The organism is Pontibacter indicus (assembly GCF_900156345.1).
Classification (GTDB): Bacteria; Bacteroidota; Bacteroidia; order Cytophagales; family Hymenobacteraceae; genus Pontibacter; species Pontibacter indicus.
In genome coordinates this window covers 1,980,783-1,992,821 of the sequence record NZ_FTPP01000001.1, presented here as the reverse complement: position 1 = coordinate 1,992,821, position 12,039 = coordinate 1,980,783, and the positions used below count along the sequence as shown (strand labels likewise).

Below are 12,039 nucleotides of genomic sequence, written 5' to 3'. Positions count from 1 at the left end.
CTTAAAAAATCTACCTTAAGACATGTTCGTGTCAGGCGGTGGCGGCAATTCGTTCTCCTTTTTCGGGAAGAGGAGCGAAGCCACAATGGACACTGTCAGTATACCGGCCACCACCAGCAGGGCATAACGCATATCCATATGATAAATATCGCTCAGCAACAGCTTGGCCCCGATGAAAACGAGGATCAGCGACAGGCCATAGTGCAGGTAATGGAACAGCTGCATGATGCCGGCCAAGGCAAAGTATAGCGCCCGCAGACCGAGCAGGGCAAACACGTTGGAGGTATAGACGATGAATGGGTCTTTCGAAATAGCCAGAATGGCAGGTATAGAATCGGCCGCAAACACCACGTCGGTGCTCTCTACCATGATGAGCACCAGAAAGAGCGGCGTAGCGTGAAGCTTGCCGTCTATGCGGGTGAAGAACTTGCCTCCCACGGCCGTTTTTGTGAAGCGCAGCTTCTGGCTGGCCCACACAATCAGCGGATTTTGCTCCGGGTGCAGCTCATCGTCACTTTTGGTGAAGGCCATTTTGATACCCGTGTATACCAGGAAGGCCCCGAGAATGTAGATGATGAAATGGAACTTGGCAATAAGCGCCACACCCACCAGGATAAAGATACCCCGCAGCACCAGAGCGCCGATGATACCCCAGAACAGAATTTTGTGCTGGTACTGCTGCGGCACCTTGAAAAAGCTGAATATCAGAATGAAGACAAACAGGTTGTCAACGCTCAGGGACTTCTCGATCAGGTAGGCCGTCAGGAACTCCATGGCGGGACCGGAGCCCTTCCAGTAGTAAATGCCCACATTGAACAGAAGCGCGAGCATGATCCAGAAACCGCTCCAGAGCAGGGCCTCCTTTATCTTGACCACATGTTCCTTGCGGTGAAACACAAACAGGTCTAAGCCCAGCAGCAGCAGGATGAACGCGTTGAAGATGACCCAGAAAAATATGTCGTTCATAGGTTAAAAAAACTTGACGAGTTTAGACCGGCTCCTTGGGTAGGAGCTATACCTAATTCGTAAAGTTATTTATTTGGCGCGGGATATATTGAGTTGCGGCGAGAATATATTTCAAAAAAAGAGGGAGCTAGCCAGGTATAGCCAGGAGCTAGTAGCGGTCAAAGTGGCGGAAAAAGCTGTTCACTTTCATGCGGATCACACCCAGCACAGCTTCCTTAAAGATGCCCTTCGACATCTTGGATTGGCCTTTGGTGCGGTCGGTGAAAATGATCGGCACCTCCTTTATCTTGAAACCATACTTGAAGGTAAGGAACTTCATCTCGATCTGGAAAGCGTAGCCCACGAAGCGGATCTTGTTGAGCTGGATGGTTTTGAGCACCCTGCGACGGTAACACACAAAACCAGCGGTGGTGTCGGCAATGGGCATGCCGGTGATGAGGCGCACGTACAGGCTGGCAAACCACGACATCAGCACCCGGCTCATAGGCCAGTTCACCACGTTCACGCCCTGCACATAGCGGCTGCCGATCGACATGTCGTACCCTTCTTCGGCGCAGGCCTGGTAAAGGCGAACCAAATCATCGGGGTTGTGCGAGAAGTCGGCGTCCATCTCAAAAATGTACTCGTAACCCTGGCGCAACGCATACTTAAAGCCGTGAATGTAGGCCGTGCCCAAACCCAACTTGCCGGTGCGCGACTCCAGGTGAAGCTTCTCCGGAAACTCATGCTGCAAAGTGCGCACTATATCGGCGGTGCCATCCGGGGAGCTGTCGTCCACGATCAACAGGTCAAACGGATGGGGGAGTGACATCACCTTCCTGACAATAGCCTCAATATTCTCCTTTTCGTTGTAGGTGGGTATGATCACCAGCGAGTCATTCATACCGCAAATATAGCTATTCGGCTATTGAGCGGGAAACGGTGTCGGTATTAATTTTAGCGGCAATGGTTTTAGCCTCGCGCACGCAGGCGGGTACCGAAACGCCGGCATACCAATTGGCGGCTATAAACAGTCCGTCATCTTCGAGCACCTCAGCCATTTGATGGGCATCTTCAATGTAAAGGTCGAATTGGGGCATGGCGTTGCACCACAAGTGCAGGTGCTGGTACACGGGCGCCAGCGCCTTGATCTGGTATGTTTCGCTGAGCTCCTGGTGCACCTGCCGGAGCAGGGCAGCTTCGTCGAGCGGGGCTTGCCCGTTCAGGCGGTCTCCGCTGATATAGGAGGTAAGCAGCACCTCGTGCGGACGGCAGCGGTTCTCAAACAGGGAGCTCGTCCAGATAGAACCTGAGGTATAGGACTGCTCTTCCCAGGGGTGCAGCGCCCCAAAGCCCTGCAGCGGGTGCCCTACTTCGGCGCGGTTGTACACCGTATGCACTACGGCCATGGGCGGATACTTGATGTTCTGCAGCGCGGCCGATAGGCCAGGGTAGGTGAACTCGATCAGTTCGGCAGCCTGATGGGCAGGCAGGGCAAGCACCAGTTTGTCGTACTCTTCATTGTCGTGGTCACCGTTGGTGTTGCAGCTGATAATGTACTTGCCCCTGATGCGGGAGATGTACTCTACTTTGTGGTCCAGGTGCAGTGAGATCAGCTTGTCGGCAATGGCCTGGGGCAGCGTGGACATGCCGTTGCGGAAAGAGAAGGCACGCTGAAACACACCCCGCTTTTTTCTCTGTACCATACCTTCCAATACTGAACCATACGCTGCTTCGAGCTCTTTCAGCTCCGGGTGCGCCTTGTTGACGAGCAGCTGCCGGGGATCGCCGCCGTAAAGGCCGCTGATCAAAGGGGCGGCCAGGAAGTCCATCTGCTTTACGCCGAAGCGGCGCTCAAAAAAATCTGATACGGTTTCGTTCTCCACCTCGGCAGGCGGCTGCTTCCTTTCTTGCAGGATGCGGTATTTGTCTTCCTTCGAGAAAAGGCCATTGGATAGAAACGACTTTGGGCAGGACGGGACGGCATGCAATTGGCCATCGTGCAGCACATACCTTTTGTTATTGCGCGGCGTCAGGGGCAGCAGTTCGGTCTCCAGCTTGAGTTCGGTGATGAGCTGCAGGAGGTCTTCGTTCATTTGCAGGGTGTTGGGACCCAGCTCGAAGGTATAGCCATTTTTCTGCAGCGTCCGCATGTTGCCGCCCACCTCGCTTCCAGCCTCAAACAAGTCGTAGGCTATGCCTTGCCGCTGCAGGTAATAGGCCAGTGACAAGCCTGAAATTCCCGCTCCAATTATCGCTACTCTCATACGCTTTACTTCCTGTAAGCTCTTGCTATTTGCGGCTTTGTGCAGCAGTATTCCTGCCGGGCCGTGCATATCAAACGTAATAATTCTAATTTTAGCGCCTGAACCTATCAACTGACCATGCTGCAAAAGTGCGTATTCCTGGACCGTGACGGTGTGCTTAACCGCGAACGAGGGGACTATACCTATACCTTGGAAGATTTTGAAGTGCTGCCGGGCGTGCCGGAGGCGTTGGCGCTTTTGAAGCAAAACGGCTATTTCCTCATTGTGGTTACGAACCAGGGCGGAATAGCCAAAGGCCTGTATACCAAGGCTGATGTCATGGCCTGCCACCAGAAACTGCAGGAGCGCTGCAACCATCTGATCGACGCGATCTACTACGCCCCCTCGCACCCGCACTACTCCGAGTCCCTCTCCCGCAAACCCGACAGCCTGATGCTGGAGCGCGCCATGGCCAGGTATAGCATTGACCCCGCCCAGAGCTGGATGGTAGGCGACTCGCACCGCGACCTGGAAGCAGCTGAGAAAGTTGGCGTGCGCTCTATTATAGTTGGCGATAAGTATTCACCCGGCAGCTATACCTGGCAAGTGGAAGATTTGTGGCAAGCAGCGCAGCTTATAATTAGCAGTAGGCTGGAGGTGGACGTTCAGGTATAGCTATACCGTTCCGTTATTTTCTTTTCGCTATCTTTCTATCTATGGGACCGCAAACCTCTAACGCAGGTATAGCAAATGACTACGTAAACAAAAACTCAATATTACAACCATGATGGACCTGATCGCAAAAGCAGCCATTCAAATTCAAAAACCGGCCGATGAGGTTTTTGAGGGGATCGTCGATCCCGCGAAAATGACAAATTACTTTATTTCGGAAAGTAGTGGGCGCATGGAAACTGGCAGAGAGCTGGTCTGGAAATTTCCGGAGTTCCCGGACGAGTTCCCGGTGAGAGTAGGAAAGGTTGAGCCCAACCGATCCGTCTCATTTGTGTGGGATGAGGAAACCACGGTGGACATTGTGCTGGAAGCGCAGCCTGACCAAAGCACGGTAGTGAGAGTGACAGAAGGGGCAAAAAAGTACAGCGAGGAAAACTTGAAATGGGCTCTGGGAAATACCGAGGGCTGGGCCAACTTCCTGGCCTGTATGAAAGCCTACCTGGAGTATGGTGTACAGCTTCGAAAAGGGGCATTCAATTTTATGAAAGCCAACTAAGTACCGTCAAGTTTTACCTTGCTATATCTTGTTGCGGCAGGGGAAGGCCGGTAATAGTAAGTTATCAGGTATAGCAAAACAAAAAAACCGGCCTTCAAGCCGGTTTTTTTATATCCAGAGGCAATCGCTCAGATTAGCCTTTGATCACTTCAGTCTCCTGCACAAGGTCAGTTGCCGGGGCGTTCTGCTCGGACACCTCTACACTGGCAAAGTTGTAGGCTGGGCAGTAGGTCTTGCAGGAAGTCATACCCAGAGCCAGGATGAATGCGCCGAATGCTGCTAATTTCTTCATGGTAAAATATTTAGATAAACGATGGTAAACCAAAAATACAATTTTTACTATAAATGCAAAACAGTATACGCAAATTTAACGACCGCAGCCTTAAATTTCGTATCCCAGTATGTTCAGCATCGATTCATAGCTCTGTTCCGGCGCAAATTGCCAGCTCTTGAGCGTGCCGTCTTCCTGGCGGTCCACTAAAATGTGCTGTGGCGACGGGATCAGGCAGTGTTTGATGCCACCGTATCCGCTCAACTGCTCCTGGTAAGCACCCGTGTGGAAGAAACCAATGTAGAGCGGCTCTTCCTTCGGCACTTTCGGCAAGAACACCTGGAACGAGTGCATCTCAGAGTTATAGTAGTCCTGGCTGTCGCAGGTCATGCCGCCCAGCTGAATCTTGCGGTACTCTTTGTCCCAGTGGTTCACGGCCAACAGCGGCCAGCGTTGGTTCAGGGCCCAGGCATCCGGCAGGTTGGTAATGAACGAACCGTCGATCATGTACCAAAGCTCCTTGTCGTTCTGCAGCTTCTCGTCCAGGATGGAGTAGATGTTGGCCGCGCTTTCGCCTACCGTAAAAATACCAAACTCGGTGAAGATGTTCGGCTCCGGTACACCCTCTTCCGTACAAATACGCTTGACGGTGCGCAGGATCTCCTCGGTCATGTACTGATAGTTATAATCCGCCTGAATGGAGGTCTTGATCGGGAAGCCGCCGCCGATGTCGATGGTGTCCAGCTCCGGGCATACCTTCTTGAGTTCGCAGTACTTGCGCACAAAGCGGCTCAACTCCGACCAGTAGTAAGAGGTATCCTTTATACCTGTGTTGATGAAGTAATGCAGCATCTTCAGCTCGAAGCGGTCGTCCGGCTTAATCTGCTGCTCGTATAGGTCAATCACGTCGTTGTAGCGCACACCCAGACGCGAGGTATAGAACTGGAACTTCGGCTCTTCGTCGGAGGCCAGTCGCATGCCCACCTTCGTCTTCACTTTCACGTGCTCTTTGTAGTAATCGATCTCGCCCAGGTGGTCGAGTATCGGCATGCAGTTCACGAATCCGTCGTTGATGAACTCCGTAATCCACTGGCGGTAGCGTTTGCGCTTGAAGCCGTTGCAGACGATGTAGGTGTCTTTGGTGATCTTACCCTTTTTGTAGAGCGCCTTCACGATCTGCATGTCGTAACCCGAGGAGGTTTCGATGTGGATGTCATTTTTGAGGGCCTCTTCCATCACAAAAGAGAAATGCGAGGCCTTGGTGCAATAGCAATAGGTATAGGTGCCCTGGTAGTCGAGCTTCTCGATCGCATCGTTGAAAAGACGTTTTGCCTTCTGAATCTGCGAACTAATCTTGGGCAGGTATGTTAATTTTAAAGGAGTCCCGTACTGTTTGATGAGATCCATCAGCGGAATGCCGTTGAAAAACAACTCATTGTTTTCTACAGTAAACTCTTCAGTGGGAAAATCAAAAGTCTGGTGAATCAGGTCGGTGTATTTATCCATTATGGTGCTTGGGCTCTTAAGAAAACATGCAATATTGTTCGTTATTTACCATCTTTGCAAAAACTTGGTTCAAATTATATGAATCGTTCATGAAATTATTCCAATCAGGCTCTTTTGGGCCGGGAAATTTTATGACAGAAGGTAGCTAGCGAGACAGAACGATTATATCTATGAAAAAAATCAAACTGATAGAAGTGCGCTCGGAGTTGGGGGCCGGTACTCGCGGTGCGAGTATGGGCATAGATGCGTTGCGGGTAGCCTGCTTAGACAAAGGCTGTGACTACTTCAAGCGATTCAACTCTATCAGCGTACCTGATCTGAACTATACCCTGTTCGACAAAGATCTGTTTCCAAATGCGCATCATATCGACAGCATCCTGTCGGTGCATAAGAACATTGCCAACGCCGTGGAGCAGACGCTGGAGCTCGACATGTTTCCACTGGTGCTCTCGGGTGACCATTCCAATGCCCATGGCACCATCGCCGGTATCAAGGCAGCTTATCCGGACAAAACGCTGGGCGTGATCTGGATCGACGCGCACGCCGACATCCACTCGCCTTATACCTCGCCTTCGGGCAATGTGCACGGCATGCCGCTGGCCATGGCCCTGAACCTCGACAACCTCGAGCGCCAGATCAACGACCCGGAGCCGGAGACCATCTTCTTCTGGAACTCGCTTAAGAAACTGGCCTATCCGGGTCCGAAGATGAAGCCCGAGCACCTGGTCTATGTGGTGGTGCGCGACACCGAGGAGCCGGAAGACTACCTGATGGAAAAGCACGGCATCAAGAACTTTACCTATGCCGAGTTTACCCAGAAGGGGGCGGCACGGGTAGCGGCAGAGGCCCTGGAGCGCCTGCGCGACTGCGACATCATCTACGTGTCCTTCGACGTGGACAGCCTCGACTCCAAGTTTTCGAAAGGCACGGGCACGCCGGTAGAGGTGGGCCTGAGGGTGGAGGAAGCGCAGGAGCTGAACTATCACCTGCTGCAGGACCCGCGCATTGTCTGCTACGAGATGACGGAGATCAACCCGACGCTCGATACCGAAAATACCATGGCCGAGAACGCCTTCGATATTCTCGAAACTGCCACCGACGCCATATTACACCGAGAATTCAATAAAACAGCTATACATTAATCTACTTAATGCAACTTCAATACGCCATCAGCCAAAGCATTAGCCAGGCACTGGAGGCTCTGTTTGGCCTTACTGTTGACGCTTCTACCATCGCCCTGCAACCTACCCGCAAGGAGTTTGCCGGCAGCTTCACCTTCGTCACTTTCCCTTATACCAAGCAGGCCGGCAAAGGGCCGGAGCAGATCGGGGAGGCCCTGGGCGCCTACCTCAAGGAGCACGCTGCCGAGGTAAAGAACTACAACGTGGTAAAAGGTTTCCTGAACCTGGAGATAGAGGAGGAGGTATGGGTACGCCTGTTCCGCGACCTGATGACCAACCCAAGCCATGGACAGGGCGCGGAGTCTGGCAAGAACGTGATGGTGGAATACTCTTCGCCAAACACGAACAAACCGCTGCACCTGGGCCACCTGCGCAACAACTTCCTTGGCTACTCGGTGGCCGAGATTATGAAGGCCAACGGGCACAACGTGATGAAGGCGAACCTGGTGAACGACCGCGGCATCCATATTTGTAAGTCGATGCTGGCTTACCAGAAAATGGGCAACGGCGAAACACCTGAGAGCAGCGGCATCAAAGGCGACCACCTGGCTGGCAAATATTATGTGCTCTTCGACAAGGCTTACAAAGAGCAGATCGACGAGTTGGTAGCCGGAGGTATGGACAAGGAAGAGGCGAAGAAGAAAGCTCCACTGATACTGGAGGCACAGGCCATGCTGCAGAAATGGGAGCAGGGCGATGAGGAAGTAGTATCGCTGTGGAAGCAGATGAACAGCTGGGTGTACGCTGGCTTCGACCAAACTTACCGTAACATCGGCGTTGACTTTGACAAATATTACTACGAGTCTGAGACCTATACCCTGGGCAAGGAGCGTGTGGAGGAAGGCCTGCAGAAAGGCGTATTCTTCAAAAAGCCGGACGGCTCGGTATGGGTGGACCTGACCGACGAAGGGCTGGACGAGAAGCTGTTGCTGCGTTCCGACGGCACTTCAGTCTACATCACCCAGGACCTCGGTACGGCTGAGCTCAAATACAACGACTTCCCCTACGACCAATCGGTATACGTGGTGGCCGATGAGCAGAATTACCACTTCCAGGTGCTGAAGGCTGTTCTGAAGAAGCTGGGCAAGCCTTACGCGGAAGGTATCTACCATCTGTCTTACGGCATGGTAGACCTGCCATCGGGCAAAATGAAATCGCGGGAAGGTACGGTAGTGGACGCGGACGAACTGGTAGCTGAGATGATCGACACGGCCCGTCAGCAGACAGAGGAGTTGGGCAAGATCGAAGGCTTCACGCCCGAAGAGGCGCAGCAGCTGTACCATACCCTGGCGATGGGTGCCCTGAAGTACTTCCTGCTGAAAGTGGACCCGAAGAAACGCATGCTCTTCAACCCGCAGGAGTCGATCGACTTCCGTGGCAACACCGGCCCGTTTGTGCAGTACACGCACGCCCGTATCTCCGCCATTTTGCGTAAGGCGGCAGAGATGGGGATAGCCGTGGACGCCGCCTCATTTGGTGACTTCAGCAACCTGCACGAAGCAGAGCAGGAGGTGATTGTACAATTGGTGAACTACCCGGAGGTGGTGAAGGAAGCGGGCAAGCTGTATGCTCCGTCCGTGATCGCCAACTACGCCTACGAGCTGGCCAAAGCCTACAACCGTTTCTATCAGGAGATCTCGATCTTCAACGAAACCGACGAACAGGCCCGCAACTTCCGTATCGCCCTCTCTGCCATGGTAGCCCGCTTCGTGCGCGAAAGCATGAGCCTGCTGGGGATTGAAGTGCCGGAGCGAATGTAGGGTTGAGGTATAGGTATACAGGTATGGCGCGAGCGTCCTCGCTCGTGCCCATTATAGTGGGGCCTCTGGCCCAGTTGAGTTAGGCTTAATTAATCTATAGGGGCCAGAGGCCCCGCCATAGTAGACACGAGCGAGGACGCTCGCGCCATAGTTTTAAGAAGTTAAAACAAACCTAATAAATTCAGGTTTATCAGCCGGAATCTATACCTTAAGCAAAGCTAACATGAAGCGCATCGCACAACTTTTGACAGTAGCCATGGTACTAGGTGTATCGACAGCCTGCACAGGCGGATCATCTAACGCAAACCAAACCAATGATATGGCAACAGAGACGAATCAAACGGCACAGGCCAACGGCTTTTACTCCTTCAAAATAGAGAGCCTGGACGGGAAAGAGATCGATTTCTCGAAGTTCAAAGGCAAAAAAGTGTTGGTGGTGAACACCGCCTCGGAGTGCGGCTATACCCCACAGTACGCCGACCTGCAAAAGCTCCACGAGACGCACGGCGACAAGGTAGTGATCCTGGGCTTCCCGGCCAACAATTTTGGCGGACAGGAGCCGGGTTCGAAAGAGCAGATTGCTGAGTTCTGCCAAAAGAACTATGGCGTGACTTTCCAAATGATGGAGAAAGTATCGGTGAAAGGCGATGACCAGCACCCGCTCTACCAGTGGCTGGCCAAAAACAGCCCGAACCAAGAGGAGCCAAGCTGGAACTTCAGCAAGTATCTGATCGACGAGAACGGCAAAGTGGTCGCCTTCTACCCATCCAAAGTAAAGCCGATGGGCGAGGAGATCCTGGCGGCAATTCAGAAGTAATTTTGTCAGGTATAGACCTTTGCTATACCTGCTTTTTTGAGAAATACATTGGACACAACACAACACATTCCGCAGAATCCAGGTCTGGTCAAGGCCTGGATTTCCGCTTTTAGGCCGCGCACACTGCCGCTGGCTTTTTCCTGCATCGGCATGGGCGGCTTCATGGCCGCTGCATACGGAGCTTTTGATGCCCTGGTGGTGGGCCTGTGCGTACTCACTACGCTCTTTTTGCAAATCCTTTCCAACCTGGCCAACGACTACGGCGACTCCATACACGGGGCCGACAGTGAGCACCGGGAGGGGCCGAAGCGGGCGGTACAGGCAGGCATAATTAAGGCCGAGCATATGAAGAAGGGGATGGCCGTGTTCAGCCTGCTCTCGCTGGTGTCGGGTTTGCTGCTGCTGTGGGTGGCATTTGGCACGGAGGGAATCTACCTGTTCCTTGTCTTCCTGGGACTGGGCCTGGCCTCCATTTGGGCGGCCATCAACTATACCGCCGGTTCCAAACCCTACGGCTACGCCGGATTGGGCGATATCTTCGTGTTCCTGTTCTTCGGACTAGTAGGGGTACTGGGTACCTTCTTCTTGCAGTCGCAGTCGCTACCTGCTTTAGTTATCCTGCCGGCCATGGTCTGTGGCTTCTTCGCGACTGCGGTGCTCAACGTGAACAACATCCGCGACATTAAGTCTGATGTGCTGGCCGGCAAGCGGTCTATACCTGTGCGGTTGGGACCAAAGCGTGCGCGCATTTACCACATCATATTGTTGATTGGTGGGGTGACGAGTGCCTTTACCTATGTGCTGCTCCACTTCTACAGCACCTGGCAGTTTCTGTTTGTGCTGACATTGCCGCTGCTGATCTCAAACGGTGTGAACGTGTGGCGCAAGCAAACCTCCGCTGAGCTCGATCCATACCTGAAACAGATGGCCATTACGACCATGCTGTTTGTGCTGCTCTTTGGCATCGGGCAGGTGCTCTAGCAACCTATACCTGCTATACCTTCAGGCATTGCTCCCGTAAGAAGGAATTTACCTTTTAACTCTGATAACATGGAAAAACGCAAGCTTGGTAATTCCGGCCTTGAAATAGCGCCTTTGGTATTTGGCGGCAATGTGTTTGGCTGGACTGCCGACGAGCAAACCTCTTTCAAATTGCTGGATGCCTTTGTGGAGGCCGGTTTTAACTGCATCGATACGGCTAACTCGTATTCTTCCTGGGTGCCGGGAAACAAAGGCGGCGAGTCTGAAACCATCATCGGCAACTGGCTGAAGCAGCGTGGAGGACGAGAGCAGATTATCATTGCCACCAAAGTAGGGGCCAAATTGGAAGGCAAGGGTGGCCTGGGCAAAGACTACATCCGGCAACAGGTAGAAGCCTCCCTCAAACGACTCCAGACCGATTATATTGACCTGTACCAGTCACACTACGACGATCCGGAGACACCCCTCGAAGAAACCTTAGAAGCTTACACCAAACTCATACAGGAAGGGAAAGTGCGGGCAATCGGGGCATCGAACTTCAGCGGCGAACGCCTGGAGCAGGCTTTGAAAGCAAGTGAACAAAATAACCTGGCACGTTACGAGAGTTTCCAGCCGGAGTACAACCTCTACGACCGCGAAGCCTACGAAAAGGAAATAGAACCCATCTGCACAAGGTATGGACTGGGCGTGATCAACTACTACGCACTGGCCAGTGGTTTCCTAACGGGCAAGTATCGCTCGGAGGCAGACTTTAGAAAGAGCCCACGCGGCGGCGGCATGAAGAATTACCTGAACGAGCGAGGCATTCGCATCTTAAAAGCGCTGGACGAGGTGGCCGAGCAGTATAACACCACGCCGGCCAGTGTTTCGCTTGCCTGGCTGATGGCACGGCCCAGCATAACGGCTCCTATCGCCAGTGCCACGAAGCTAGAGCAACTGGAGGATCTGGTAAAAGCTGCCGGGCTCAGGCTGGATCAAGCTGCCATTAAGAAGCTGGACGAAGCGAGTGCTTATTAAAGCAAAACACAGGTATAAGCATAAAACAGTAAGAGCCACTTTTAATGTGGCTCTTACTGTTTTATGGTGTTGCTGGAAGGTCTCCCG

At 52.8% G+C, this 12,039-nt stretch carries 12 protein-coding genes; 7 read left to right on the top strand and 5 right to left on the bottom strand.

Annotated features, from left to right (window positions below):
* Nucleotides 1-15: 15 nt before the first annotated feature.
* From B0B12_RS08555 to hemG, 3 genes are all read right to left on the bottom strand, one after another.
* Nucleotides 16-966, bottom strand: coding sequence for a TerC family protein (locus B0B12_RS08555; RefSeq protein ID WP_076667478.1), 951 nt, complete (start codon nucleotides 964-966; stop codon nucleotides 16-18).
* 148 nt (nucleotides 967-1,114) lie between these two features.
* A complete protein-coding gene (locus B0B12_RS08550; RefSeq protein WP_076667475.1) occupies nucleotides 1,115-1,849 on the bottom strand; it encodes a polyprenol monophosphomannose synthase in 735 nt (244 codons plus the stop codon).
* A gap of 13 nt (nucleotides 1,850-1,862) precedes the next feature.
* A complete protein-coding gene (gene hemG, locus B0B12_RS08545) occupies nucleotides 1,863-3,212 on the bottom strand; it encodes a protoporphyrinogen oxidase (RefSeq protein WP_076667842.1) in 1,350 nt (449 codons plus the stop codon).
* 117 nt (nucleotides 3,213-3,329) lie between these two features.
* Between hemG and B0B12_RS08540 the strand changes: the two genes are divergently transcribed.
* Together B0B12_RS08540 and B0B12_RS08535 are read left to right on the top strand one after the other, a co-directional pair.
* Nucleotides 3,330-3,866, top strand: a complete 537-nt coding sequence (locus B0B12_RS08540; RefSeq protein WP_076667472.1) for a D-glycero-alpha-D-manno-heptose-1,7-bisphosphate 7-phosphatase — start codon at nucleotides 3,330-3,332, stop codon at nucleotides 3,864-3,866.
* Between the two features lie 109 nt (nucleotides 3,867-3,975).
* Nucleotides 3,976-4,419, top strand: coding sequence for an SRPBCC domain-containing protein (locus B0B12_RS08535; protein WP_076667469.1), 444 nt, complete (start codon nucleotides 3,976-3,978; stop codon nucleotides 4,417-4,419).
* 133 nt (nucleotides 4,420-4,552) lie between these two features.
* On the opposite strand, the gene B0B12_RS20270 is transcribed toward B0B12_RS08535, so the two are convergent.
* Both B0B12_RS20270 and B0B12_RS08530 read right to left on the bottom strand, forming a co-directional pair.
* Nucleotides 4,553-4,711: a hypothetical protein gene (locus B0B12_RS20270; protein ID WP_155800585.1), complete on the bottom strand. Its 159-nt coding sequence runs from the start codon at nucleotides 4,709-4,711 to the stop codon at nucleotides 4,553-4,555.
* Between the two features lie 90 nt (nucleotides 4,712-4,801).
* On the bottom strand, nucleotides 4,802-6,196 hold the full coding sequence (locus B0B12_RS08530) for a type III PLP-dependent enzyme domain-containing protein (RefSeq protein WP_076667466.1): 1,395 nt from the start codon (nucleotides 6,194-6,196) through the stop codon (nucleotides 4,802-4,804).
* 170 nt (nucleotides 6,197-6,366) lie between these two features.
* On the opposite strand from B0B12_RS08530, the gene B0B12_RS08525 reads away from it, so the two are divergent.
* From B0B12_RS08525 to B0B12_RS08505, 5 genes are all read left to right on the top strand, one after another.
* On the top strand, nucleotides 6,367-7,338 hold the full coding sequence (locus B0B12_RS08525; RefSeq protein ID WP_076667463.1) for an arginase: 972 nt from the start codon (nucleotides 6,367-6,369) through the stop codon (nucleotides 7,336-7,338).
* A gap of 8 nt (nucleotides 7,339-7,346) precedes the next feature.
* Nucleotides 7,347-9,137 (top strand): arginine--tRNA ligase, encoded by a 1,791-nt coding sequence (argS, locus tag B0B12_RS08520; RefSeq protein WP_076667460.1) that lies wholly within the window; start codon nucleotides 7,347-7,349, stop codon nucleotides 9,135-9,137.
* Nucleotides 9,138-9,360: 223 nt separating this feature from the next.
* On the top strand, nucleotides 9,361-9,954 hold the full coding sequence (locus tag B0B12_RS08515; protein ID WP_076667457.1) for a glutathione peroxidase: 594 nt from the start codon (nucleotides 9,361-9,363) through the stop codon (nucleotides 9,952-9,954).
* Between the two features lie 36 nt (nucleotides 9,955-9,990).
* On the top strand, nucleotides 9,991-10,935 hold the full coding sequence (locus B0B12_RS08510; RefSeq protein ID WP_244554643.1) for a 1,4-dihydroxy-2-naphthoate polyprenyltransferase: 945 nt from the start codon (nucleotides 9,991-9,993) through the stop codon (nucleotides 10,933-10,935).
* A gap of 69 nt (nucleotides 10,936-11,004) precedes the next feature.
* Nucleotides 11,005-11,952, top strand: coding sequence for an aldo/keto reductase (locus B0B12_RS08505; protein ID WP_076667454.1), 948 nt, complete (start codon nucleotides 11,005-11,007; stop codon nucleotides 11,950-11,952).
* The last annotated feature ends 87 nt before the right edge of the window (nucleotides 11,953-12,039 follow it).